This window comes from Ruminococcoides bili, from assembly GCF_040093295.1.
In the GTDB taxonomy this organism is placed as follows: Bacteria; Bacillota; Clostridia; order Oscillospirales; family Acutalibacteraceae; genus Ruminococcoides; species Ruminococcoides intestinale_A.
Genome location: NZ_JBBNJY010000002.1, coordinates 105,611 through 132,372, shown reverse-complemented (window position 1 = coordinate 132,372; position 26,762 = coordinate 105,611). Strand labels below are relative to the sequence as shown.

Below are 26,762 nucleotides of genomic sequence, written 5' to 3'. Positions count from 1 at the left end.
AACCCGCAATTTTTGAAAAAATTGAGTAAACTTTTTTTGTTTTTGGGAGGATAATTTAGCGTTAGCTAAATTTCAATGCCCGACTGACACTCCGCTAAACCATAATTTATCCCAACTTTTGATAAAGAATTCACTTCCAAACTTCTTCTGCAATTTCCTTTACAAGTGCGAGTTTAGCCCACTGCTGTTCTTCGGTTAGTTTGTTGCCGATTTCGCATGACGCAAAGCCACACTGCGGACTTAGGTAAAGTCTGTCAAGCGGAATGTATTTGCTTGCTTCTTTAATTCTTTCGATTACTGTCTGCTTGTCCTCAAGTTTCGGTGATTTTGTAGTGATAAGACCGAGAACAACTTTTTTGTTGCCGCTTACATATTTTAAAGGCTCAAAGCCGCCTGAACGCTCATCGTCAAATTCAAGGTAATACGCGTCAACATTTTCTCTGCCGAACAGTGGCTCTGCAACTGAATCATATGCACCGCTTGAGAAATATGCGGAATGATAGTTACCTCTGCAAATGTGTGTTGTAATAACCAAATCTTCAGGCTTGCCCTCAATTGCAAGATTATTTACTTTTAAGAGCTTTTCTTTAATATCTTCAAGGTTGTTTTCTTTGCCGTAACGAATTACACTGCCATCGGCAACGAGTACACCCCAGGTGCAATCGTCAAACTGAATGTTTCTGCAACCTGCGTTATATAAATCGTTAATAACCTTTTTATAACCGTTTGCAATGTCAGTAATAAGCTCGTCATCGGTTGCATAGAATTTTCTTGTTGTTTCAATATTTGCAGGAATAATCATCTGCTGGAAAAACTGAGCAGGTGCAGGAATTGTCTGCTTGGCAACAGTGTTTTCGTCTTCAAAAGTTTTTATAAATTTGTAGTGCTCAACAAACGGGTGGTTGTCAGCCGAGATTTTACCTGTAAGCCATGTATCGTCAATCAACGCAGGTTCGCCGTGGAATGCTACGCCCTTTTCTGTCTTTTTGTGTGCAACACCATTAAATCCCCACATAAAGTCGAGATGCCATGTTGCTCTGCGAAATTCACCGTCTGTTATAACCTTGTATCCTAATTCTTTCTGCTTTTTTACAAGGTCTGTAATGGCTTTGTTTTCAATTTCTGTAAGTTCTTCTTTTGTTATATTTCTTTTTTCAAAATCTGCTCTGGCTTTTTTTAGATAATCCGGTCTTAAAAAACTTCCTACATAGTCAAATCTGAATGGTACATTATTTTTACTCATAAATATTGCCTCCTTGTTCATTTGGTAAAAGTATAAGGTAAAAATCAATATTTGTAAAATACATAAAAAATGCAGTTGGCTATAGCTTTTAACTATAACCAACTGCACCTGTCGTTAATAAAAATATTAGTTTTTATCGTCGGAATTTGCCGAATAAACATCGGCTATTTCATTTATGGAGATATAGGCTTTCGGGTCAATATCGTGTACAAGTCTTTTCATTTTATCAACTTGAAAACGGTTTATTACAAAGTAAATCATTGTCTTTTTTGAACCTGAATAGTAACCCTTGGCGTCTATCATAGTAATACCGTTTTCAAATGTTTGCGAAAGTTTCTCACAAACAGCATCTGACTTGGTTGTAATAATAAAAGCGCCTTTTGCACGGTCAAAACCCTCTACAAAGAAATCTATCATTTTAACAGCCACGGCATAAGTTACTATGGAATAGAGCGGCAATATCCAACTGCCTATTACTATGCCGCAAATGATATAGAGAATTACATTGTAAATCATAATGAATGTGCCTATGCTTAAGTGAAGTTTTTTTGCAAACATTACGGCGAGAATATCTATTCCGTCCATAGCGCCGCCAAAGCGCATTGCAAGACCGCTGCCGCAGCCTGAAATTACACCGCCGAATATTGCGCATAAGAACAGGTCATTGCCCGCAAGGGGAGATATAAAGCTGACATCTATCGGTAAAATATCAGTTATTATCCATGCAACCAAAGAGTAAATGAATACCGTGTAAATTGCATATACGGTAAACTTTAGTCCCTCTCGTTTAAGACCGAGCAGAAACAGAGGAATGTTAAGTAAAATAAGTATAAGTGATAAACTGCACCATGCAGGAGTTTCTTGCGAAATAAGCATTGATGTACCTGAAATTCCGCTGTCGTAAAGTTTTACCGGAGCAAGAAACACAACTACGCCAAAAGCATTTATAATGCCTGCAAGCGTTAAGAACAGGAAATTTACTATTTTTAATTCTTTAAATGTACTGATAAAATTTTTCATTTATGCCTCCTTGTATTAAATATCACTTAATGTATTTGTTCAAGTGATTTAAGAATTTTTTGCAAAGCGGACTTAAAACTAATTTTTTATGACTGATATATCCTATACGCATATCTCCTTCCTTGATTAATGGGATTGAAATAATATTCGAACCGTTAAGACCGCTGTCAATTACTCCGCTGCAAACCGTATAACCGTTAAGACCTATCAATAAATTGAAAAGTGTGGCTCGGTCTGTTACACGAATATTTTTTTTGCGTTCTACAGTGCTGAAAATTTCTTCTGAATAATAAAAAGAGTTATGATTGCCCTGTTCAAAAGAAAGATAAGGGTAGTCTGCAAGCTCTTCCATAGTAACGGATTCTTTATTTGCAAGCGGATGTTCCGCCGTTACAAAAATATGAGGCTTTGCTATAAAAAGCTCATTAAAGCACAAACCTTTTGATTTAATGATTTTCGTAAGAGCCGCTTCGTTAAAAGCGTTTAAATAAATAATTCCGATTTCGCTTTTCATTGTAGCTACATCGTCAATTATCTCGTAAGTTTGAGTTTCTCTGATTGAGAAGTCATACTCGTTTTGAGGCAACTCTTTAATTAAATCTACAAACGCATTTACAACGAATGCATAATGTTGAGTGGAAACAGAAAAGCGCTGCTTATCCCTTACCGAGGTTTTATATGCACTTTCAAGCAGGTTAGCCTGTTCAAGCACCTGTCTTGCATAGCCTAAAAATTGTTCACCCTCGGTAGAAACAGCAACGCCTTTGTTGGTTCTGTTAAATATTGTAATGTTCATTTCTTTTTCAAGTTCACGGATTGCATTGGTCAGGCTCGGCTGTGAAATAAAAAGTTCCTTTGCCGCCTCGCTTATTGTACCTTTTTGAGCAACCGTGATAACATATCTCAGTTGTTGCAGAGTCATATTAATATTCCTTTATTTAAAATTAATGTTTACTGTTTTGATAAGAATTTACTATATTATAACATAAAATATAAATTGTGTAAATCTCTTATTTAAAAATAATTGTGATTCTTTGCGTGAAATATTATATATAATAAACAAATAAGCAAAAAAGTATATATGTTAAAAATCAGTTATGATAATATTACCTTAATTATGACATTTTATTTTATTTTTGTATAGACAACAACAAGAAATAATAATATAATTAATATTACTGTTATATTAGTTTGCATATGGCAGACAGAATTAAAAAGGAGAAAAGATATGGGCGGATATATGGGAGTAGCAGCCAAAGAGGACTGCGTTTTTGATTTGTATTTTGGTATTGACTATCACTCACACCTCGGCACAAGAAGAGGCGGTATGGTAGTTTACGATGACGAAAAGGGGTTTGACAGATCTATTCATAATATTGAAAATGCACCTTTCAGAACTAAGTTTGATAAAGATATGCAGAGTATGAAGGGCAGACTTGGCATCGGTTGTATTTCCGATTATGAGCCGCAGCCGCTTATGGTGCGTTCACATCACGGTACATACGCTATCACAACCGTAAGTAAAATTAACAATACAGACGAGCTCGTTCAGGAGATTTTCTCAAACGGCAATTCTCATTTTCTTGAAATGAGCGGCGGTGAAATCAACCCTACAGAACTTGTTGCCACACTTATAAATCAGAAAGAAAATCTTATTGACGGTATTAATTACGCACTCGAAAAGGTAGACGGCTCACTTTCACTTTTGCTTATGAATCCAAACGGCATTTACTGCGCAAGAGATAAGTACGGCAGAACTCCTATTGCTATCGGCAAGAAAGAGGACGCTTTCTGTGCCGCTTTTGAGAGCTTTTCATATAAAAACCTCGGTTACAGCAATTACAAAGAGCTTGGCCCTGGTGAGATTGTTGTTATTACAGATAAAAACTGCGTTACCTTAAAACAGCCCGGAAATGATATGAAAATATGCACATTCCTTTGGGTTTACTACGGCTACCCAGCAAGCTCATACGAGGGAATGAGCGTTGAGCAGATGCGTTACCTCTGCGGTGCAAAAATGGCAAAGAGAGATAATGTAAAGCCTGATGTTGTTGCAGGTGTTCCTGATTCGGGTATTGCACACGCAGTCGGATATGCTAATGAGTCGGGTATTCCCTTCTCAAGACCGTTTATTAAATACACTCCTACATGGCCACGATCATTTATGCCGACAATTCAGAGTCAGCGTAATCTTATTGCCAAGATGAAATTGCTTGCAGTTGAAGATTTAATCAGAGATAAGAGCCTGCTTTTAATTGACGATTCAATCGTGCGTGGTACTCAGCTTAGAGAAACCACAGAGTATCTCTTTGAAAGCGGTGCAAAGGAAGTTCATATCAGACCTGCTTGTCCTCCTCTTGTTTACGGATGTAAGTATCTCAATTTCTCACGCTCATCTTCTGAGATGGATCTTATTACAAGACGAGTTATCGAAAGACTTGAAAACGGCAATGTTACCGATGAAGTTTTAAAGGAATACACAAATCCGGATTCCGAAAAATATGAAAAGATGGTTGACGAGATTTGTAAGGAACTCAAGTTTACTTCACTTCGCTTTAACCGCCTTGACGATATGCTTGATTCCTGCGGTATAGATAAATGTAAACTCTGTACTTATTGCTGGAACGGTGAAGAATAAAAATAATCAAAAGTGAGCTGTAAAAAAACAGCCCAAATAAAAAACGACTGCATTCTAACCTAAAGGTAGAAATGCAGTTCAGCCTGTAGAAAAACTCGAAATTCAGATTGACTGGATTTCGAGTTTTTGAAATTTTAGAATAAATTTTAAATATCCCCTCATCACGGAAAAAATGTTAAGAGAGGAAGGCTAAAAGCCGAGGATACTTGCTGTTGATGAATTTGCAATCCATAAAGGACATAGTTACGCAACCTGCGTGATGGATCTGGAGCAGGGAGATATCTTTGGGTCGGAAAGGGCAGAGCGATGAAGGATTTTGAAAAGTTCTTTAAAGATGTGCCCTCCGACTCCTTATCGGCAGTCATCGCGGTAGCGATGGACATGAACGCATCTTACAACAAGCTTGTAACAAAGCATTTGCCCAAAGCACGGATTGTATATGATCGGTTTCATATGCAGTCGCAATTTGGCAGAGATGTTCTCGGTGTTGTTCGTCTGGATGAAGCTCGCAGGCTTCAACAACAAGATCAAGGTCGCTAAACGAATCGGCTACGGTTACCGTGACGACGACTTCTTCTTTACCCTGATTCGCTATCTTTCTATTTCTTCTGTCCGTTCACCATCCCACAAAAAATCGTGATGAACCTAATATTTACTAAAAAACGCCGACCGATACAGTCTTTATGTATCGGTCGGCGCTATATTATAAAGTGTTTAACTATCCTTAAGCAGTTTTACCTGTATAGAGCTGATAATACTTACCCTTCTGCTCTATAAGTTGTTCATGTGTGCCCTTTTCTATAATTCTGCCGTGCTCAAGAACAATAATACAATCTGAATTTCTTACGGTTGAAAGTCTGTGAGCAATTACAAATGTTGTTCTGCCCTTCATCAGCTTATCCATACCGTCCTGTACAATTTTTTCTGTACGGGTATCAATTGAACTTGTTGCCTCGTCAAGAATAAGTGCAGGCGGATTGGCAACTGCGGCTCTTGCGATTGCAAGCATTTGGCGTTGTCCCTGGCTAAGGTTTCCGCCGTCACCTGTAAGAACCGTATCGTATCCGTGCGGAAGTTTACGGATAAAGCTGTCTGCGTTGGCAAGTTTAGCCGCCGCAATAACTTCTTCATCGGTAGCGTCAAGTCTGCCGTAACGGATATTTTCCATTACTGTATCTGTGAAAAGATGCGTTTCCTGCAATACAATACCGAGAGAGCGTCTTAAGTCAGCTTTCTTAATCTTATTGATATTTATGCCGTCATAGCGGATTTTACCGTCCTGAATATCGTAAAATCTATTGATAAGGTTAGTAATTGTAGTTTTGCCTGCGCCTGTTGAGCCGACAAACGCAATCTTCTGACCCGGCTTTGCATAAAGGTCAATATTATGGAGAACCATTTTATCATCTGTATAGCCAAAGTCAACATCGTCCATTACAAGGTCGCCCTTGAGCTGACGGTACTCTGTTGTGCCGTCCTCGCTATGAGTATGTTTCCATGCCCACACACCTGTTCTCTCTTCAGACGGTTCGATTTTGCCGTCAACAATTTTAGCATTGACAAGATTTACATATCCGTCGTCCTCTTCAGGTTTTTCGTCAAGAAGTTTGAAAATTCTGTCTGCACCTGCAAGAGCCATAATAATGCTGTTGAGTTGCATACTGATCTGATTAATCGGCTGGCTGAAATTTTTGTTAAATGTCATAAATGCCACAAGTCCGCCAAGTGTAAGTCCTGCAAAGTGATTAAAAGCAAGCACACCGCCGACTATTGCGCAAAGCACATAGCTGATATTACCGAGCTGTGCATTGATAGGCATAAGAATATTTGCAAATTTATTTGCATTATATGCGCTGTCAAAAAGTTTGTCGTTGAGTTCGTTAAATTCTTCAACAGCCTTACCCTCGTGATTAAATACCTTTACAACTTTCTGACCGTTCATCATTTCTTCAATGTAGCCGTTTACCTTGCCGAGGTCATCCTGTTGGGCCGTAAAATATTTACTGCTCTTGCCACCGATTTTGCCCGATACAATAAACATTACCGCAACCATAACAAGTGTAAGAAGTGTAAGCGGAATACTGATTGAAATCATACTTACAATTACAGATACGATTGTAATTGTACTTGAGAAAAGCTGAACCATACTCTGGCTAATCATCTGACGGAGAGTATCAATATCATTTGTATAAACCGACATAATATCGCCGTGAGAATGAGTATCGAAGAATTTAATCGGTAAACTCTCCATATGTGAGAAAATATCAATTCTCAAATTACGCATTGTACCCTGTGTTACATAAACCATAAGTTTTGAATACGCAAAAGTTGAAGCAGCACCGAGCAAGTAAAAACCTGCTACTCTTGCTATTGCGAAAAGCAAGGGAGTAAAATCAGGTGAACTTGTATTCATAAGCGGAGTGATGTAATCATCAATAAGCGACTGAATAAATAATGTACCCTGTACATTTGCAAGTACACTGACGATAATACATATAAATACGATTATCATATGGATTTTATAATTTTTAAAGGTATATCCTAAAATTCTTCCGAGGATTTTTCCCGGATTTTTAACCTTAGGTTTTGCACCCATCTGGCGTCTTCTGCCGCCACCCATAGGACCCGGCATTACATCTCCCCCTTTGCATCAAAATCACCGCTACCCTTAGTCTGGGCCTCATAAATTTCGGTGTAAATATCATTTTTGTTCAAGAGTTCATCATGCGAGCCTACTCCGCTGATTTTACCGTTATCAAGAACTATAATCTTATCGGCATTCTGAACACTTGAAATTCTCTGTGAAATAATAAGCTTTGTTGTATTAGGAATTTCCTCTGCAAAAGCCTTTCTTATCTTTGCATCCGTTGCTGTATCGACCGCACTTGTAGAGTCGTCAAGAATAAGAATTTTAGGCTTTTTAAGTAATGCTCTCGCAATACAGATACGCTGTTTCTGACCGCCCGATACATTAGTACCGCCACGCTCAATAAATGTATTATACTTTTCGGGGAATGTCTGAATAAAATCATCAGCGCACGCAAGTTTGCAGGCATTTACACATTCCTCTTCCGTTGCGTTTTCGTTACCCCAACGGAGGTTATCTAAAATTGTACCGCTGAAAAGTACATTTGACTGAAGAACTACAGATACCTCGTCACGGAGCTTTTCAAGGTCATACTCTTTAACATTTCTGCCGCCGACAAGAACTTCACCGCTTGTTACATCGTAAAGTCTGCCGATAAGGTTTACAAGACTTGTTTTAGAGCTGCCCGTACCGCCAATGATACCGACTGTTTCGCCTGACTTGATCTTTAAGTTAATATCGTCAAGTACAGGTTCTGCACCTGTTTCGTTATAACTGAAATATACATCTTTAAATTCAATACTGCCGTCAGGCACATTTTTAACAGGATTTTCGCCGTTTGTAAGGTTACTCTTCTCGTTGAGAACACCTGCTACACGCTTTGCACTTGCGGCACTCATAGTAATCATTACAAATACCATACCGAGCATCATAAGTGACATAAGAATGTTCATACAATATGTAAGCATACTTGTAAGCTCACCTGTTGTAAGTGTTGAACCGACAATCATATTTGCGCCAAACCAGCTTATTGCAATGATACAAGCATAAACGGTAAGCTGCATTATAGGCGTTACAGATACCATACAGTTTTCAGCCTTAACAAAAAGTTTGTAAAGGTTGTTTGCGGCTTTTGAGAATTTTTTGGTTTCGTGATCCTCACGAACGAAAGCCTTTACTACTCTGATACCGGATACATTCTCCTGAACGCTTGCGTTCAAATCATCGTACTTTTTAAATACCTGATTAAAGTATTTCATAGTAAATTTCATAAGGGAAGCAAGAACAATCGCAAGAAAAATAATTGCAACGAGGTACACACTTGCAAGTTTTGCGTTGATTATAAATGCCATAACCATTGCACAAATAAGGCTTGTCGGTGCACGCATACACATTCTGAGTATCATCTGATACGCATTTTGTAAGTTGGTTACATCGGTAGTAAGTCTTGTAACAAGACCTGCGGTTGAGTATTTATCAATGTTTGAAAACGAAAATGTCTGAATATTCGCAAACATTGAGCGGCGAAGATTTCGTGCAAAACCGGCTGATGCCTTTGCACCGAAGCTGCCGCCGAGAATACCGCAGATAAGTCCGCCGATAGCACAAAGAACCATTCCTCCTCCGACAAAGAGAATATGATTCATATCGCCTTTGTTGATACCGTCATCAATAATTGAGGCCATAAGAAGCGGGATAAGCGTTTCAAAAACAACCTCAAGTATCATAAAAACAGGCGTCAGTACAGATTCTTTTACAAATCCCTTAATCTGTTTTGATAAAGTTTTTATCATACTTTTTCTCCTTTACCATATTATTGTCCCGAAATGCCTGTCTTAAGTTTTCGTATTAAAAACAAAAAGGTTTGCTTTTCTTCGGGTGTAAAAATACTGTCAAATTCCTGCTCGTTAGATATAATTGCTTTATCTATCGAGCTTTTTATGCTCATTCCCTTTTCGGTAAGCACAATTTTTTTAAGTCTTGCATCATTTTCAACAGACTCTCTCTTTATGTACCCCTTTTTTTCCATAAGCTGTAAAATATTAGTTACGGATGAGCGTGAAATTGAAAACTCGCTTTCAAGATTTTTCTGGAAAATATCGTTGTCCTGATTATTGTAAAGATACGCGATTATCCAGCCGTGCATAATCGTTACCTTATCCACACCGTTTTTTGCCGCACTTTCAAGCATTTTCCTGTGCATAAGGTGGTTTACCGCCTTAATTTCGTGACCTATTGCGTCACATATATGGCAATCCTTTTCAAAATTTTTCTCTGTATCCGCATTTAATTTTTCGTCCTCCCCAAACATATCACACACTAAAAAACACCTCCGAATCGTAACTCAATATAAGTTCGGTATAAAACTGTTATATATTAAATTGTTTGATACCGAACTTTTATAACATTATAGTCTTTTTGTTTTTATTTGTCAAGAACTAATTTTAATTTTATGTAAGACAGCTTTACGCTGTCATTTTTTGTTGTAGCGCTGTAGCGTCATTTATATTAATTTTTCCGTTATCATCTAAATCTGCCGAATATAACACAAATTTTTCTTCATCAGAACATTCTGTTTTAATAATATCCGCACTCAAATTCTGCACTGTTTTAACATCGTTATCGTTAATTTTACCGTCGGCATTTACATCGCACTCTTTCAGCATAAATCCTGTTCCCACAATCACAAAATCCGTATTGCCGTCATCAAGCATTTTTTGCACTACGGTTTTTTTAGCCTTAAAAGTGTATGCGCCTACCGTTGAAAACCTGAGTTTATTCTGTGAAATTTCATTTTTATAATTACTGAAAAACTCGTCCGACTTGCCGTTTACAATACCTTTTTTCTCAAGATATGCGTTAAGATTACCGATTATCTGTGTACAATATGCGGGGTCTGCGGTTATTTTTTCCGTATCAATATCATTTGCAATATAAAACATTGATAAATAAAACATTATTTTCGGACTGCTTAAATCAAGACCGCAATATACAATTGCGTCTACAGTATCTTCGTCATTATAATTTTTCAGAGCGGTCCTTGAACATCCGTTCATAAGTGTAAAGTATTCTTTGGCATTTTCAAGTGAAAAATCTGCCTTTGAAGTTGCAGATACGCATATCATACCGGAAATCATTATTGAAACAGCAAGTGCCGTACAGGTAAATTTTTTTAACATAAAAAGCACCTCCTGAGTTAGTATAACTCAAAAAGGCGCTTTAACACACTTATTATTTACTTTTCCTTTTAACTTTCCGTTTTATCAGTGAAACTAACTTTTTAAATGAAAATTTCTTTATAGTGTCGTGATAAACATAATTTATTTCAGCACATATCATTAACAGCAGCATTAAAAAATACAGCAAAACCATTATGATAGCAAGACCTGTGATTACGCCGTAAACAGAAAAACCGTTAAAACTTTTTACATATATTGAGATTCCGAGAGCCAATACAAACCACGAAATTGTACACAAAACCGCACCCGGAAGTTGAGATTTAAAATTATATTCCTTTTTCTGCTCTTTGGAAATACACGGGAAATTCCTGTATATAGACGCAAAAGTAAAAGTCAGAATTAAAAATACAAGTAAATATCTTGATCTGAAAATTGCTGTAATTATGTTTGGTAAACTGCTTATAAACGGTTGGATCCAATCGTCAAGATATGAACCGAGAGCAATTATTACCAACGACGCAGACATTAATATAAAGAAAATAACAGTATAAAACATTGCACGAAAGCGCAAAACTATCCACATACGGTTTTCATATGCATCATAAACTCTGTTAAGTCCGTTAGTGATTGCATGTATTCCCTGCGATGCAGACCACAATGTAACCACAATTGAAACAAAAGAAATTCCGATAGTATTCTGATATGTTTCGGTTAAAAAATACTTTATCTGTGTAAGAAATACATCTGTAAATACACTTTGCAGCGCCTGTTCAATAAACGAAGTCGATATATGCAAGCCTTGCAGAATCGACAAACAAAACGCTAACAAAGGAACAGATGAAAGCACAATAAAAAAAGCAGACTGTCCGGCTATGGCAAAAATATTATCGTGAATACATTTGCTTATTATAGGATCATATTTTTTCATTATTTTATCATAAAAAGCAAAAGCTTTTTTTACTGCTTTCATAGCAAATCTCCTGTTTTATGAGTAGATATAATGTAATGTATTTATATGACACTTAGGACTGATTTAATCTGATTTAAAAAAATTATCGAGCCATAATCACGCTATCGGTTTTAAGTTCTACTATGTTATTGATTTTTTCGTCATCTTTTAGAGGTACTTCAATAAGCATAAGACAAACGCCCTTTGATTGATTGCTGTCCTTTGATTTCTGATATTGAACACACGGAACCTGCGAACTGATTGCATAGCTAAGTCCCCTAAAGCTGACTCTGTCTGCCGATGATTCAAGCTCAACAGGAGCAACATAAAGGCAATTGCTGTTAAAAAATCCGTCACTGTAGTTGCGGCTGAAATTAAGCAATTCACTCATATTTACCGAACCTTTGTAAGAGCTGCAAAAATTTTCATACTCGCTCATACTGTATATTCCTTTTGTGCCGTATGACGGGAGCTTTGAAAAGTTTGTTACATTAACAGACTCTGTGTAGTAAAAATGAGCCATATCATTATTGCTCACATCATTATAATAACCATCGGAAGAAAGATAGACATATCTTACCGTAAATATTGATGTATTTATACTCAAAAAACCTGCCGCAACAAGCATTACAAGCGGCAGAGCGGCAAAAGTAACTCTTTCTTTTATTTTTGCCTTAACAAAAAGCAGAATATACAAAATCAGTACAAATGATATGCCTGCAATGACATACATATAAAACGGCTGTTTGTATACATACATCATAAATTCGGAAAAACCAAACAGCAATTCCGCTATTATCAGAACCGCTAAATCAACCGAACGCAAGTCAATTGACATTTTTCTGTATCCATGTACTGTGGCGGCAACAATTATTAATGTAAGAGCCTCAAGAATTACGCTGAGCAAACCGACATACTCCGAACTTTTAAGCATTAACTGAACCGTAACAAAAAACATAGTTTCGACTATTGCAAGTACCAACAGTACAAAAGAAAGCACCGTAAGTCTGTGATTACTGCGAATACGCTTTATCTGCTCCTGATACTGCTGCATTTCTTTTCCGCTAAACGGAAATCTGTCAGTAGTATCTCCATAAAAACTAAATCCTCTCATTTTTTCACCTTTCAAAACTTCATAAAATATTTATCAACAAACGACAATTTCATATTATCATTTGCCATATCATATTATCATTTGCAATATAAATTATATACAATTTTGCTTATAAATTCAAGTATAATTGCTATTAAATATATTTTTCTTGATAATTTGACAAAAAGCCCCTATTGTGATAACATATTAGTCAAGCAGTTCGTAACCATCCTGCTCGAGCAATTAACCAAAAGGGGCTTGCTCAATCAAAACTAAGGAGGAAAGGCATAGGACTTACTGTGTCCGTACACCCCCTGTGGGTGTTTTTTTATGCCAAATTTATGGAAAGGTACAGTATAATTCACGAAAAAAACAGTCGTGAAATTGTCCTTCTGCGTGGCAGTGGGTGTGTTTATACCAAATGCACATTCTGCGACTATTACAGTGACAGCTGTAAAAATGAAGAAGAAAATTTCAGGCTGAACAGCAAGGTGCTTGAAAATGTAACAGGCATCTTTCAAAACCTTGAAGTAATAAACTCGGGGTCGGTGTTTGAACTTGACAAAAATACCGTCGAGCTTATAAAAAAGGTTTGCAAACAAAAGAATATCCACACAATTCATTTTGAGTCGCACTATCTTTACAACAACAGAATTGCTGATTTGAGAAAAGAGTTTTCCGACTTTACGCTTAAAATGAAACTCGGTCTTGAAACCTTTGATTATGATTTCAGAGAGAATGTGCTTAAAAAGGGAATCAAAGAAAAAAATCCCGAAAAAATCTCTGAAAATTTTGATGAAGCTAATTTCCTTTTTGGAATTAAAGGTCAGACCGTTGAGTCTATAAGAAACGATATTGAACTTGGACTCAAATATTTTGAACGAATTTGCATTAATATAATGTGCGAAAATTCCACAAGCGTAAAACCCGATAAAGAACTTATAAAGGCTTTTATAAAAGAAATTTATCCTATATATAAGGATAACGACAGAGCCGATATTTTAATTAACAATACTGATTTTGGAGTGGGTGACTGATATGCCAAACGAACTTATACTTATATGTTCCGTAGTATTTATTTACGGTGCAGCACTTTTAGGATACAAATTTTTTGGAAAAACAGGACTTTATTGTATATCTGTAATTGCAACTATTCTTGCAAATATTGAAGTTACAATAATGATAAACGCATTCGGAATGGAACAAACACTCGGTAATGTTCTTTTTGCCGTAACATTTTTGATAACCGATATTTTGTCGGAATGTGAAGGCAAAAAAGCCGCACAAACCGCCGTATATGCCGGTATATTCTGTTCAATATTCTTCCTTGTGCTTTCGCAAAGCTGGATGCTTTATACGCCAAGCGCAACAGATACAATTATGCCGTCAATAAAAGCAGTGTTCTCAAACACACCACGAATGATTCTTGCATCTCTTGTTGTATATGCCGTAAGCCAGATGTTTGATGTTTGGCTTTACCATAAATGGTGGAATTTTACAGAAAAGAGGTTTGGCAGCAAACGCAGATTTTTGTGGCTTAGAAATAACGGTTCAACACTTATCAGTCAGATTCTTAACACTGCTCTTTTCACAGTATTCGCTTTCTGGGGCACATACGATATTCCGACACTTATTTCAATTTTCATTTCAAGCTATGTTATCTATATTTTCACAAGTTTGCTCGATACCCCGTTTGTTTATATTGCAAGAAAAATTCATGATAAAAAGCTTAATGCAAAATCCGAAAAAGCATAAAACTTTCCTGACAGTTCATTTGAATTGTCAGGATTTTTATTGCAAAAAACTATGCGAATATGCTATAATTTTACAGGTGATTTTATGTACTACACATACATACTGCGGTGTTGCGACAATACCCTTTATACAGGTATTGCCTTGGATATAGAAAAAAGAATGAACGAGCATTTTTTGCAAAATGAAAAATGTGCAAAATACACCCGCACTCATAAAGCTAAAAAACTCGAATCGCTGTGGATAAGCGAAAACCGAGCCACAGCCTCTAAACTTGAATACCATATTAAACATCTTACCAAAAAGCAAAAAGAAGAAATCATATCCTTAAAAAGCCTTGATGTATTAAAAGATAAACTTCCGATTGAAAATTATAATTATTCCGATATGAAATTAAATTCCGTAAACTAAGCAAAAAGTCCGACCGTCGAAGTCGGGCTTTTATTTTTTATCAGCTTTACATTTGGATTTTGAAATTACCATTCTTTCAATTTCATTGTCGCTGACATACAGAGGTACAAATACAACAATTTGCATATCCGCAGTTATTTTTATTGCTGCGCTTTTTCTTTTGCTTCGTCTTACCTCAACATTATATTCGCCTATCTTCATTTTCATCATTCCTTTATACGCAAATTTTAGCATAACCGCACCTGCTTAGCAAGCTGTTGCAAATAAAATTTTTTTGGTATAAAATTATTAATAAATATTATTCTTCACACAAAACACAAATAAAAAAGTTACTTTATATATGGTGATTGCAATGTACAAAATACTTCTTGTAGAAGATGACAAAAACATAAGAGAAATGGTTGTTGAGTATTTTTCTAACAAAGGCAAAGGAAACTTTCCTGTTTCTGTTGCGGCAAACGGAGAAATCGGACTGCAAATGGCATATGAAAATCCATATGATTTACTTCTGCTCGATGTAAACCTGCCCAAAATGGACGGATTTTCTATCTGTAAAGAGGTCAGACGATACAGCGATGTGCCTATTATGTTCATTACCGCACGGGTAAACGAAGAAGATGTGCTTAACGGCTATGCCCTCGGATGTGACGATTACATAATAAAACCTTTTGCCCTGCCTGTTCTTTTTGAAAAGGTAAAGGCTCTTATCAAGCGGTCAAAGGGACTTGTGCGTTCCTCTGTACTTACGGCAGGAACTCTTACACTGAATCCAAACAACGGAATCGTAATTTCCGACGGTGACGAAGTTGATTTGACAGCTAAAGAATACAAAATACTTAAATTTCTTTTAGAGAATAAAAATATTGTTATTTCACGCTCAAAACTAATAGAAAATTTGTGGGGTTACGATTCTGAGGTTGACCATAGGGTACTTGACACCCACATTAAAAATCTACGAAAAGCGCTGAAGGGCAATTCAAAGCTGATTAAAACAGTAATCGGCAGAGGATATAAAATAGAGGAATAATTATGAATAAAAAGCTGAAAAAAGAAAATAGAAAAATTCTCATAAATATAATTTCAATAGTTCTGCTTATTTGCCTGCTGACAATCGGTACTTTTTCTTACCTGACATACAATTTCACAAAACAAATCGATCAATATCAGGCTGAACTGCAATCTAACTATATTTATGACAATACAAAATATATTGATATAACCGAAAGCGGTCAAATAAGTACATTTATTGTGACAAATCTCAACAATTACTATTACGGTAATTCCTCATACAATGACATATATCTATCATTGGAAAATGATTACTATAATATTTCGGTTGACAGTGCAAATAAAATGACAATTGAACTTGACGATTATTATTCAAGTTTTGATACTTTTTCCGATACCGATAACATGGTAAATGATTACAGCCTGGGGGGTTATCTTGATTATTTTACTCTCCGAAACAGTATGACCGATGAGCAGTATAATAAAATTGCCGATTATCTTAATTCCGAACCGGACGAAAACGGTAATTATTATATTTTGTCCGTCAATCAATATGCAATGGATAATTACAACGGCGTCGGTACAGATGAGATGATACCAATACGATTAGAAATTCTGCGTACAAACGAAAACCATGTTTGGTATGCCGAAGATGAACATATTGAGTATTTTGACTTATCATCAGACAAAATAAGCGAGATAAAAGAATTACAAAAACAAGCGGAAGAAAATTACAAAAAAAATAATGATAGCGCTTCCGATACCGTATTAATCGGACCTATTCACTCAATAGGCGATATAAAGAAAAATGAAATTACAAAGGATTTTTTCTTTAACGGAGGCAAGGAAAACGAATTAAAAGAATACAACAAAAATAATCCCGAAGATTCTGATATTTTCACCGCATATATACCTCTTGATGATTTTTCATTTATATACAGACAAATCTATGAAGCAAACCCAAATTATACAGATGGATTTTCATCTGTTGATGAGATGAACTCATATAATCAAAAAACATGCAAGATTTGTATATATCAAAAGCTTGAACCTCTGAAAGCCTGTATGCCTACTCTTATAATCGGCAACAGCATTATTCTTGCTTTCTTTATTTTAATCGGCATTTTGCTTTCTCTGATTATTTGGAGAAACTTTAAAAACAGGGCAATCCGAGAACAACACAGAATAGAAATGACAAACGCAGTTGCCCACAATCTTAAAACACCTCTATGCATAATAAACGGTTTTTCCGAAAATCTGCGAGAAGAAAGCGGCTATCTTACAAAGCAACATTACATAAATGTTATTCAGGAACAAGCAAATGAAATGGATATACTCGTACATAAAATGCTTGATTTCTCAAAACTTGAAACAGACTCTGCAAAACTTAATATAAAATCGTTCAATATTAAAACAGAACTTGAAAATATTGCGAAGAAATACAATGATATTTCAAGTAAAAATATTATCGTAACTGCAGATGACAAGGAAATTTTTGCAGACAAAGAACTTATGGAGCTTGTGTTTGAAAATCTGATTGAGAATGCTGTTAAATACTCAAAAGATAATTCCGATATTAAAATATCCTTTGCAAATAATAATTTTAATATTTCAAACGAATGTGATGAAATTTCTAAAAAAGATTTAAAAAAGATATGGAAACCGTATAACCGTTTGGAAAAAGACGAAGAGGTGCGTGGCACAGGTATAGGACTTTCCATAGTAAAGCATATTCTTAAACTGCATAGAATAAAGCCGTATACCGAATATTCGGGCGGCAGATTGATTATCGGATTTTATATTTAAGGTTATGTCTTGAATTTGCCGATAATCTTAATAAATTATGGTTTAACGCACAAGTTAAGCGGAATAATTAAAAAATTCAGTTTTAAAGGTTGACCAAACTTTTATAATTGATTGGCAAATCAATTTGCTAAACCATAATTACTCAATTTTCATATAAAAGCCGCTCTGCACATAAAATACAGAGCGGTTAATTTTATAAGTTAATTATTCTCTTTTGGTTTTCTTCTTTTATGCTTTTTCTCTGTGAGCGGAGTCATACTCTTGGCACAAATAAGCATAGTGGAAGAATTATGCAATAATGCAGACATAGACGGAGAAATAAGACCTAAAAATCCCGAAGCCATCAGTGCTGAATTAAAACCTACAATAAATCTGTAATTGCGGTTAATTCTATCCATTAATGTCTGACTTATTGTTCTTATTCTCGCTAGTTCGGTAAGGTCGGAGCTTTTGATTGTAATATCTGCGGTTTCTCTTGCAATATCAGACGCATCTCGCATAGCAACAGATACATTTGCAGCCGCAAGCGCCGGTGTATCGTTAATACCGTCACCAACCATAATTACGCCCTTGCTGCTCTTCTTGAGTTCTTCAACATATTTATGTTTATCCTCGGGAAGTACCTGACATTTATATTCGGTAATGCCAAGCATTTCTGCGGTCATTTGAGCCGCTTTCTGACTGTCGCCGGTAAGCATTACAACTCTTTCAATACCCTGATTTCTAAGCATTTGAATAGCTCTCGCAGCCTCTTCTCGTGGTGGGTCACTTATACATAACGCACCGACAAGCACACCGCCGATAGCAAGATAAAGCACAGAGCAAGCGCCTGATTTTTCATCAATAGTTTTCTGCTGTTCTTCGGTTACAGAAATCTGCTCGTCCTCCACTACAAAATGCTTACTGCCTATTACAGCCTTTTTGCCGTGCAGTGTGGTTGCAATTCCGTGTGCAACAATATACTGAACATCAGAGTGCTCCTCTATGTGAGATAATCCTCTTTCATTCGCTGCATTTACAACGGCATTCGCAACGCTGTGAGGGAAATGCTCCTCAAGACAAGCTGCAATTTTGAGTATTTCTTCCTCTGAATAATCACTGAAAGAAATTACTTTTTCAAGCTTCGGCTCGGCATTTGTCAGTGTACCTGTTTTATCAAATACAATGGTATCTGCGTGAGCATATGCCTCAAGATACTTACCGCCTTTAACGGTAATATCGTGGTCGGCCGCCTCCTTGATTGCGGAAATAACCGCAATCGGAGTAGAAAGTTTGATAGCACAGGAATAGTCAACCATAAGCAAAGAAACAGCTTTGGTAATATTCCTTGTAAGAACCAAAGTAGCCAAGAAACCTAAAAAGCTGAACGGTACAATTCTGTCTGCCAAGGTTTCGGCACGGCTTTGTACTCCTGCCTTAAGATTTTCCGAATTATCAATAAGGTCAATAATTTTACTTATTTTTGTGTTTGAAGAAAGAGCCTTTACATTAACTACAATGTTTCCCTCTTCCACAACAGTACCGGCAAATACGGTTATACCCTCACGCTTTGCAACAGGGAGCGGCTCACCTGTCATAGACGACTCGTTTACTGTTGCCTCACCCGATACAACAACACCGTCAACAGGAATAACATTGCCTGTCTGTACTCTGATGTTATCACCCTCTGTCAATTCAGACATAGGAATAAGTACTTCTGAATTATCATCGGTTACAAGCCATACCTTGTCCGCCTTAACAGCAAGGCTGTCCGTAAGCACAGCTTTTGTACGGGCATGAGTATAATCCTCGAGCATACCGGATACGGTAAGCAAGAACATTATTGTTCCTGCGGTTTTAAAGTTTCTCTGTAACAAGCAGGTTGCAATTGACGCACCGTCAAGCACATCAACATTAAGTTTGCAGTTCCAAAGTGCCTTTAAAGCCTTTTTTATGTATTTTATACTTGTGTAAATTGTAACTACCATTCTGATAGGTGCGGGCAAAAGCCATTTTTGCAAAAGTCTTTTTGCCACGCAAGAAATCAGATTATGTTTAAAATTATTATCAATATCTTGAACGCTGACAGTTTTCTTTGCCTCAACTTTTACAAGAGAACTGCGCTCTATTGACGCTATAACATCAATTACATTCTGACGATAACCTTTGTCATACATAACAAGGATACCGCCGTTTTCGGAATTCACTTCAACCTTTTTTACATAATTTTTCTCTATAAGAAAATTATAAATACAACCCTCATACGCCTTATCAAAAGCATATGTGCCGCAGCGGAATCTGATTCGCTGCGGCTTATCATATACAATAGAATATTTCATTATTCTTCAACTTCTGTTTCAGTTTCTGTTTCAATGCCGGCTTCTGCCTTTGCATCGTAGCAAAGATCTGCCGCATCGTCTTTCATGCTCTGGAATTTAGCCTTAGCATCTTTCTGAAGCTTCATACCTTTTGCAAGACCGGTTACTGCAACGCTGCGAGTCTTTGGTGAAGTAAATACTTTTTTACCTACAATAACTGCTGCTGCACCTGCAACAACGCACCATAATTTTTCATTTTTTAAAAAATTCTTCATAACTGTTCCTCCTAAGATTTATGATAATTATATTATACTCATTTGTCACAATTTGTCAATACTGTAAGAAAAGCCTAACCGAAATTTGTAGGTTATCCCAAACCAACATCTAAAATCATCATAATTACGAACCCAATTGCAACTCCGATTGTACCGATATTTGAGTGTTTTCCGCTCTGCGATTCGGGTATTAATTCTTCCGTTACAACATAAATCATAGCACCTGCCGCAAAAGACAACAGATACGGCAGAATTTGTGTTACTATTCCCGCAAAAATCAAAGTAATCATTGCACCTATCGGTTCAACCACACCCGAAATCACGCCGTAATAAAATGATTTTAACTTTGAACAGCCGCCGTCTTTGAGCGGCAGAGATATTATTGCTCCCTCCGGGAAATTCTGAATTGCAATTCCGACTGCAAGTGAAATCGCACCTGCCACGGTTATACCCGTATTTTCTGTAATTGCACCTGCCAAAGTTACGCCTACAGCCATACCTTCCGGAATATTATGCAATGTAACCGCAAGCACAAGCATAGTATTTTTTGAAAGTCTTGACTTTACACCCTCAGGTTTGTCACTGTTAAGATGCAAATGAGGGATTACACTGTCAAGCAAGAGCAAAAATCCTATTCCGAGCAAAAATCCCACCGCAGCAGGCAGCCATTCGATTACATTTTGTTTAGCGGACATTTCAACAGACGGAATTATCAGCGACCACACCGATGCGGCTATCATTACTCCCGAGGCAAAACCGAGTAAAAATTTCTGGAATTTTTCGTTGATTTTATTTTTTGTAAAGAAAACCATTGCAGAACCCAAAGAAGTTCCTAAAAACGGTATTAAAAGTATTGCTGTTTGTTGATAAAGCATCTTCCACCACCTTATATTATTGTTTTATAATATGCAAAGAAAGTCTGTAAAAAGCAGTCTTTCTTTACATGTTTATGCATTAATTTTCCAACCTGCCGCTTGCTGTCGGGCATTAACAAAGTTCTTGTAAATTCCGCCCTCCTGCATAAGCTGCGTATGTGTTCCGAGCTGTGCTATTTTGCCGTTTTCCACAACAACAATCTGATCTGCATTGCGCACCGTCTTTAATCTGTGCGCAATCATAATTATTGTTTTTTCCTTTGTAAGAGCGTCAATCGCTTCAACAAGCTCTTTTTCGTTTTCGGGGTCAACATTTGCGGTAGCTTCGTCCAAAATAATTATAGGTGCATTTTTCATAATTGCTCTTGCTATTGAAATTCTCTGTTTTTCACCGCCTGAAATACTTGCACCACCCTCACCTATCACTGTATCGTAACCATCGGGCAAACTCATAATAAAATCGTGGCAGCAAGCCTTTTTTGCGGCAGTTACAATTTCTTCTCTTGTAGCGTTTTCTCTGCCAAAAGCAATGTTATTTGCTATGGTATCCGCAAAAAGATAAACATTCTGGAACACAAAGCTAAAGTTTTTCATAAGGCTGTCCATACTGTATTCCCGTACATCAATACCGCCCAGTCGGATATTACCTCCGTCAACATCCCAAAACCTTGAAATAAGATTGCAAAGGGTTGATTTGCCTCCGCCTGACGGGCCGACAACTGCGGTTGTGGTCTTTTGCGGGATATGCAATGAAATGCCGTCAATAATTTTTCGTTTGTCATATGAAAATTCAATATTATTAACATCTATATCGTAGTTTTGCGGAATAATATCTTTTCCGTCAATATCCATTGTATCAAGGTCAAGAATTTTCTGCGCTTTGTCAATACAAATATCAATCGTACGCAAAAGTGCCGAGTAACTTCCTGCCTGTTCAAGACTTGAGTAAAGCATAAATGCGCAAATTGTCATACCAATGCAGATCATAAGGCTCATAGAACCGTTAAGATAAAGCAAAACCGAAACAAACATCATAACCGCACCCGTAAGTTTTGTTATAATATTCTGAATTGTCATATACGGAATAAATGCAAATTCCATTTCGGTGTTTACTTTTACATTGTTATCAATAGCTTTATTCAGTTTTTTAGTTTGCTTGCCGAAAAGGTTGTATGATTTAACTTCCGCTATGCCTTGCACATACTCCATTATTTCACTTACAAGTTTTTGGTCCGATTCAACTTTTTCGGCAGAAAGTTTATCGCCTGCTTTTTGTAGAAGAGAATTAACAACAAAAAACAAAATTACACCTGCGGCGGCAATAAGACCTATTCTGAAATCAAAACATAACAGCATTACAATTATAAGCGCTGTATTTAAAATCCCCTGTGTGCTCATCATTACAACTCGGGTTGCAACATCTCCGAGATTTTCCATTGTATTGGTTGCTACGGAGGTAATTGAACCAAGGCTGTTCTTATTAAAATAGCCCATTGGGAGATAACGCAAATGCTGTGCAATTTCAATTCTCTTGTTTGCCGCCGCATTATAACCTGCTTCTGTCTGCAGCATAGCTGATTTTTTCCTTACAAAGAAATCAACCGTAATTGAAACAAACATTATAGCAAGCGACAAAAATACAGTTTTTGAACTAAGTGTATTATCGGTTATATCCATAAGAACAATCATAATCGCAGGGATTTTCATAGCCTCGCAAACAGCCTGAATAACTCCGAGCACGATTGAAATTTGAAACTTCTTTTTATTTACACTTCCGCAAAAATCAAAAAACTTATTTAAAATTTTAAGCATTAATATCACCTCCGTTATCTTTAACAGAAATATGAGCCTGCCACATTTGCTTGTATAATCCGTTATCCTCAAGCAATTCCTTGTGAGTTCCCTGTTCGCAAACTCTGCCGTCGTCAATAACAAAAATTTTGTCTGCGTCTGTAATTGTAGAAAGTCTGTGTGCAATTACAATTAAAGTTTTGCCTGCCACAAGTTTTGCAACAGACGACTGTATTACCGCTTCATTTTCAGGGTCGGTATATGCAGTAGCCTCGTCAAGAATAACTATAGGAGCATTTTTAAGCATTGCTCTTGCAATTGATATACGCTGTCTTTCGCCTCCCGAAAGGTGTCCGCCCGCACCGCCTGCTACGGTGTCAAAGCCGTTTTCAAGCGACATTATAAAGTCATAACAGCCGCTGAGCCTTGCCGCCTGCTCAACCTCTTTGTCAGTCGCATTCAGATTGCCCTGTCTGATGTTTTCCCTTACTGTTTCGTTAAAAAGGTAATTGTCTTGTGCAACATAAGCTACGCTCTTATTGTATTCTTCAAGCGACAAATCTCTGATATTTACACCGCCGATTTCAATACTTCCGCTGTCTGTATCCCACAGAGAAGCTATGAGTTTTGCAATTGTTGATTTACCGCTGCCCGAAGGACCTACAATAGCGTTTACACTGCCCGAATCCATACACATATTTATGTTGTGCAGGACTTCTTCATCGTGATAACCAAAGCATATATCTTTAAGTCTTATAGAATAATCATAAGGCTTTTTCTTTGATTTTTCGGGTCTGTCAAGTTCCTTTTGGGTGAGAATACCTGCCACTTCGCCCACAACAGTGCCTATTTTGCCGAGGTCATCGGTGTAGCTCATAACGGTAATGAGCGGTCCTACAATGCTCAGTGCAAGAATAATGCACATTACAAAATTTGCAACAGAAAGACTGCCGTTTAAAATAAACATTGCGCCAAACGGCAAAACGGTGAGAAGTGTGTACGGGGTAAGAACAAGCGAAATGCTATGGTAAATACAGCATTTGCGCATCCAGCCGATATACGCCTCTGCTCCCTCTTTAGCGGCTTTTGTGAATTTTTCGTAAGAGGAGTCCGCCTTGCCGAATACCTTTATAACCTCAATGCCGTTTATGTATTCCACTGCCGCATTGTTAAGCGCCTTGGTTTTTTCGACCGCATTTTTAAAGTTTTCTTCATAGCCGATAAACATTCCAAAGGTTGAGCAAAAGCCGAGCACAACGGTTACAAGCGAAAGCAGTGCCATTCGCCAGTCAATTACAAACAAATATACAAGCACTGCAACGGGCGGAATCAGATTGGAAGTAAATTCGGGCAGAATATGCGCAAGCGTGGTTTCTATGCTGTCAATCCGCTCCACCATAATGTTTTTAAGAGTACCCGATGAGGTGTCTTTAACATATCCTAGCGGCACTCTTGAAAGTTTGTCGCAGGTTTCCTTGCGGATTTGTCCGAGCACGCTGAAAGTAGCCTTGTGCGAAAATGCCGTTGAAACTGAATGAAAAATCTCAGCTATAACAAACGAGCCTGCAATCATTGCAATTTCAATCAGATACACCGAAAAGCTTTTCTCTCCGTTTAACAGTTTGTTGATAACATCACCTATAATGAAAAACGGTATCAGCTTGAACAATACATTCAAAACCGCAAGCACTACGCTTACTGAGTAAAGAGATTTTTGCCTGCCTGCCCACTGCATAATCCATGCCGCAGAGGATTTTTCTTTTTTCATTATTCCACTCTCCTTTGATAAAATAGTTAGTTTATGCTAACTATTATTTAAAAATTTTCGTATCTGCCTATACAGATACGAAAAAATTATACTGATTTTAAAATGATATACCAAAAAGTTTTTCCCAGCCTCCGGTATAAAACATTTTCAGCTTTTTGACACGCTCAATCGCAACGCTCTTTTCCATATCATGAACCACAATTTCAAACATTGCCGAAAACATACCGCTCGACACCATATGAATAAAGTCCTTGTCAAGCTGCGGAATTTCCGTTCCGCTTTTTCGCATATCTTCAATAAATGTAAGGGTTGACTGCGTTTCTCTTTCAACAAGATTATGTATAAAAGAAGTAAACTCCGTGCCGTCAGCCTTACAAAGCAGCAATTTAAAATTATCGTAATGTTCGTAAATATAGTTGAGCATTTGCGTGATGGAATCCGTTGAAACTCCGGTCATGGCATTTTGCTGTTCACTGCTCGACAAAGTCTGAAAATTATGCAAAGTAACATCATAAATAGAATATATTTTATTTGCATACGGTTCAACCAGCGAAGCAAATAAATCTTCTTTAGTAGGAAAATATTTGTAAAACGCACCTGTGGTAAGTCCTGCATTTTTTACTATTTGTCTTAATGAGGCATTGGCAAAACCTTTTTCCATAAATTCATCAAGAGCCGCTTTTTCGATTTTTGCCTTTGTTTCTTCATTACCTGTCATTCAAATTACCTCACAAAAGATAACAGTGTTATATAACACTGTTATCTTATCATTAATTTATCTCTTTGTCAAGAGAGTTTTTAATTGTATAACATATTAATAAACCTGCATTATAAAAATCCCTCAACAGCAAATTATGAAATTTACCGTTGAGGGATTGTCTTTATCTTTCTCTAAGTAAGACGGTTAAGTCTGTTTTTTCAGACCGTTTTACCGCTGTTTTACAAACTATAAAGAGGAGCAATATAATCATCAGTATTACCGTTGAAATTTCACCAATCGTTATTTTTACGGTCATTTCCATAATTGTATTGCCAAGCAATGAATATATATAAGGATTTATAAGCAGATTTCCTAACAAGAAAGCGAAAATTATACCTATAAATATCGAAATCAAAGCGAGTATTATATGCTCTGTAAAAATTATATAAAATATATGCTTTGTTTTGTAGCCGAGAGCACGGTACAAAGCAAGCTCGTTTGTACGGTTGCTTATATTGTTTTTTAAAAAAATAAAAAATCCGACTATAATAAAAGCAATAAATAAAACCGCTGTCGCAATAGAAATATACATTGCTGTATTATAAGTCTGTACATTTATAACATCCGTTCTTTTATAAACATTACATATATCAGACAACTCCTGCAGCGCCGTTTCGGTATTTTCGGGTTTATCTACAACAATCATATAACTTTTATCGCCCGAATATTCACCCGATACCGCCGCATCGTATTTAAACAAATCATTCTTCGGCACAAGTATTTCTTTATTTTCAAATATAGGATCCGATGTACTGTAAGCGCCGATTATTTTTATTTTAAATACCGTATCCTCTCTTACATTTAATTCAAGAGTTTTTCCGATTAAATCTTCACCGTTTATCTCACTGAATTTGCGTTCGTTTTCATTGTAATCTTTTATTTTTTCGGGAACAAGCGCTACTCCGGTTTCGCTTTCGTCAAAAGTTCTGCCCGAAGTAATTAAAGGAGAGCTTTCGTTATGAACAAACGCCAATGTGTATTGTGACGACAAAGTTTTAGAACTATCGGAAAAAGTCAGTTTTGACGGAATTTTATAAACATCGGTTACATATTGATTTTCTTTCAGCTTTGTGATTTTACTTTCTATATAGTCGTCCGGTATATTATCCGTAAAATCAGTTTCAAGTTCTCGTCTTGAAATATGATTATTAATTTTATTTACCACATTGTCAGTCATAGGTAAAATCAAACCAATCGACAAAAGCATAAGAACTGTTGATAATATCACAAATATACAGAAAAATGCGGAAGACAGCTTTCTGGTTTTTACCGATGATTTTATCAGAATATTTAGTTTTGCAAGTTTCATT

The 26,762-nt window shown here is 36.8% G+C and carries 24 protein-coding genes; 7 read left to right on the top strand and 17 right to left on the bottom strand.

Annotated features, from left to right (window positions below; all coding sequences use genetic code 11):
* Positions 1 to 130: 130 nt before the first annotated feature.
* The 3 genes from AAAY30_RS01345 to AAAY30_RS01335 all read right to left on the bottom strand — a co-directional run bounded on the left by AAAY30_RS01345 (position 131) and on the right by AAAY30_RS01335 (position 3,185).
* Positions 131 to 1,243: a 5-methyltetrahydropteroyltriglutamate--homocysteine S-methyltransferase gene (locus AAAY30_RS01345; RefSeq protein WP_499215675.1), complete on the bottom strand. Its 1,113-nt coding sequence runs from the start codon at positions 1,241 to 1,243 to the stop codon at positions 131 to 133.
* Positions 1,244 to 1,369: 126 nt separating this feature from the next.
* Positions 1,370 to 2,263 (bottom strand): YitT family protein, encoded by an 894-nt coding sequence (locus tag AAAY30_RS01340; protein ID WP_252560125.1) that lies wholly within the window; start codon positions 2,261 to 2,263, stop codon positions 1,370 to 1,372.
* A 22-nt stretch (positions 2,264 to 2,285) separates the two neighbouring features.
* A complete protein-coding gene (locus AAAY30_RS01335) occupies positions 2,286 to 3,185 on the bottom strand; it encodes a LysR family transcriptional regulator (protein WP_022235291.1) in 900 nt (299 codons plus the stop codon).
* Between the two features lie 306 nt (positions 3,186 to 3,491).
* Between AAAY30_RS01335 and AAAY30_RS01330 the strand changes: the two genes are divergently transcribed.
* Positions 3,492 to 4,901: an amidophosphoribosyltransferase gene (locus AAAY30_RS01330; RefSeq protein ID WP_252560126.1), complete on the top strand. Its 1,410-nt coding sequence runs from the start codon at positions 3,492 to 3,494 to the stop codon at positions 4,899 to 4,901.
* 252 nt (positions 4,902 to 5,153) lie between these two features.
* On the top strand, positions 5,154 to 5,441 hold the full coding sequence (locus AAAY30_RS01325; protein WP_303248638.1) for a transposase: 288 nt from the start codon (positions 5,154 to 5,156) through the stop codon (positions 5,439 to 5,441).
* Between the two features lie 184 nt (positions 5,442 to 5,625).
* On the opposite strand, the gene AAAY30_RS01320 is transcribed toward AAAY30_RS01325, so the two are convergent.
* From AAAY30_RS01320 to AAAY30_RS01295, 6 genes are all read right to left on the bottom strand, one after another.
* A complete protein-coding gene (locus tag AAAY30_RS01320) occupies positions 5,626 to 7,533 on the bottom strand; it encodes an ABC transporter ATP-binding protein (protein WP_296152450.1) in 1,908 nt (635 codons plus the stop codon).
* A complete protein-coding gene (locus AAAY30_RS01315) occupies positions 7,533 to 9,281 on the bottom strand; it encodes an ABC transporter ATP-binding protein (RefSeq protein WP_022235288.1) in 1,749 nt (582 codons plus the stop codon). The genes AAAY30_RS01320 and AAAY30_RS01315 overlap by 1 nt, the downstream gene beginning before the upstream one ends.
* A gap of 20 nt (positions 9,282 to 9,301) precedes the next feature.
* A complete protein-coding gene (locus AAAY30_RS01310; RefSeq protein ID WP_243237763.1) occupies positions 9,302 to 9,799 on the bottom strand; it encodes a MarR family winged helix-turn-helix transcriptional regulator in 498 nt (165 codons plus the stop codon).
* A 154-nt stretch (positions 9,800 to 9,953) separates the two neighbouring features.
* On the bottom strand, positions 9,954 to 10,667 hold the full coding sequence (locus tag AAAY30_RS01305; protein ID WP_295025960.1) for a hypothetical protein: 714 nt from the start codon (positions 10,665 to 10,667) through the stop codon (positions 9,954 to 9,956).
* Positions 10,668 to 10,719: 52 nt separating this feature from the next.
* Positions 10,720 to 11,637 carry a YihY/virulence factor BrkB family protein gene (locus AAAY30_RS01300; protein WP_022235285.1) on the bottom strand — a complete coding sequence of 306 codons (918 nt, stop codon included), beginning with the start codon at positions 11,635 to 11,637 and terminating at the stop codon, positions 10,720 to 10,722.
* A gap of 82 nt (positions 11,638 to 11,719) precedes the next feature.
* Positions 11,720 to 12,730 carry a hypothetical protein gene (locus AAAY30_RS01295; RefSeq protein WP_484330227.1) on the bottom strand — a complete coding sequence of 337 codons (1,011 nt, stop codon included), beginning with the start codon at positions 12,728 to 12,730 and terminating at the stop codon, positions 11,720 to 11,722.
* A 320-nt stretch (positions 12,731 to 13,050) separates the two neighbouring features.
* Here AAAY30_RS01295 and AAAY30_RS01290 point away from each other — a divergent pair, with 320 nt between their 5' ends.
* The 3 genes from AAAY30_RS01290 to AAAY30_RS01280 all read left to right on the top strand — a co-directional run bounded on the left by AAAY30_RS01290 (position 13,051) and on the right by AAAY30_RS01280 (position 14,872).
* Positions 13,051 to 13,746 (top strand): radical SAM protein, encoded by a 696-nt coding sequence (locus AAAY30_RS01290; protein WP_252560131.1) that lies wholly within the window; start codon positions 13,051 to 13,053, stop codon positions 13,744 to 13,746.
* 1 nt (position 13,747) lies between these two features.
* Positions 13,748 to 14,464, top strand: a complete 717-nt coding sequence (locus AAAY30_RS01285) for a queuosine precursor transporter (RefSeq protein WP_295025958.1) — start codon at positions 13,748 to 13,750, stop codon at positions 14,462 to 14,464.
* A gap of 84 nt (positions 14,465 to 14,548) precedes the next feature.
* Positions 14,549 to 14,872: a GIY-YIG nuclease family protein gene (locus AAAY30_RS01280; protein WP_022235281.1), complete on the top strand. Its 324-nt coding sequence runs from the start codon at positions 14,549 to 14,551 to the stop codon at positions 14,870 to 14,872.
* A gap of 30 nt (positions 14,873 to 14,902) precedes the next feature.
* On the opposite strand, the gene AAAY30_RS01275 is transcribed toward AAAY30_RS01280, so the two are convergent.
* A complete protein-coding gene (locus tag AAAY30_RS01275; RefSeq protein ID WP_302191016.1) occupies positions 14,903 to 15,106 on the bottom strand; it encodes a hypothetical protein in 204 nt (67 codons plus the stop codon).
* 118 nt (positions 15,107 to 15,224) lie between these two features.
* Between AAAY30_RS01275 and AAAY30_RS01270 the strand changes: the two genes are divergently transcribed.
* Together AAAY30_RS01270 and AAAY30_RS01265 are read left to right on the top strand one after the other, a co-directional pair.
* Positions 15,225 to 15,899, top strand: coding sequence for a response regulator transcription factor (locus AAAY30_RS01270; RefSeq protein WP_302333468.1), 675 nt, complete (start codon positions 15,225 to 15,227; stop codon positions 15,897 to 15,899).
* 2 nt (positions 15,900 to 15,901) lie between these two features.
* Positions 15,902 to 17,686: a sensor histidine kinase gene (locus tag AAAY30_RS01265; RefSeq protein WP_303248633.1), complete on the top strand. Its 1,785-nt coding sequence runs from the start codon at positions 15,902 to 15,904 to the stop codon at positions 17,684 to 17,686.
* Positions 17,687 to 17,886: 200 nt separating this feature from the next.
* Here AAAY30_RS01265 and AAAY30_RS01260 read toward each other — a convergent pair whose 3' ends face one another.
* The 7 genes from AAAY30_RS01260 to AAAY30_RS01230 all read right to left on the bottom strand — a co-directional run bounded on the left by AAAY30_RS01260 (position 17,887) and on the right by AAAY30_RS01230 (position 26,761).
* Positions 17,887 to 20,004, bottom strand: a complete 2,118-nt coding sequence (locus AAAY30_RS01260) for a heavy metal translocating P-type ATPase (RefSeq protein ID WP_499215676.1) — start codon at positions 20,002 to 20,004, stop codon at positions 17,887 to 17,889.
* Positions 20,004 to 20,258: a hypothetical protein gene (locus AAAY30_RS01255; RefSeq protein ID WP_022235274.1), complete on the bottom strand. Its 255-nt coding sequence runs from the start codon at positions 20,256 to 20,258 to the stop codon at positions 20,004 to 20,006. The genes AAAY30_RS01260 and AAAY30_RS01255 overlap by 1 nt, the downstream gene beginning before the upstream one ends.
* A 92-nt stretch (positions 20,259 to 20,350) precedes the next feature.
* Positions 20,351 to 21,133 (bottom strand): ZIP family metal transporter, encoded by a 783-nt coding sequence (locus AAAY30_RS01250; protein WP_252560139.1) that lies wholly within the window; start codon positions 21,131 to 21,133, stop codon positions 20,351 to 20,353.
* A gap of 72 nt (positions 21,134 to 21,205) precedes the next feature.
* Positions 21,206 to 22,945, bottom strand: coding sequence for an ABC transporter ATP-binding protein (locus AAAY30_RS01245; RefSeq protein ID WP_295053838.1), 1,740 nt, complete (start codon positions 22,943 to 22,945; stop codon positions 21,206 to 21,208).
* Positions 22,938 to 24,692: an ABC transporter ATP-binding protein gene (locus AAAY30_RS01240; RefSeq protein ID WP_295053836.1), complete on the bottom strand. Its 1,755-nt coding sequence runs from the start codon at positions 24,690 to 24,692 to the stop codon at positions 22,938 to 22,940. The genes AAAY30_RS01245 and AAAY30_RS01240 overlap by 8 nt, the downstream gene beginning before the upstream one ends.
* Positions 24,693 to 24,789: 97 nt before the next feature.
* On the bottom strand, positions 24,790 to 25,410 hold the full coding sequence (locus AAAY30_RS01235) for a TetR/AcrR family transcriptional regulator (protein ID WP_295053833.1): 621 nt from the start codon (positions 25,408 to 25,410) through the stop codon (positions 24,790 to 24,792).
* Between the two features lie 163 nt (positions 25,411 to 25,573).
* On the bottom strand, positions 25,574 to 26,761 hold the full coding sequence (locus AAAY30_RS01230; RefSeq protein WP_302196826.1) for an ABC transporter permease: 1,188 nt from the start codon (positions 26,759 to 26,761) through the stop codon (positions 25,574 to 25,576).
* Between the last annotated feature and the right edge of the window lies 1 nt (position 26,762).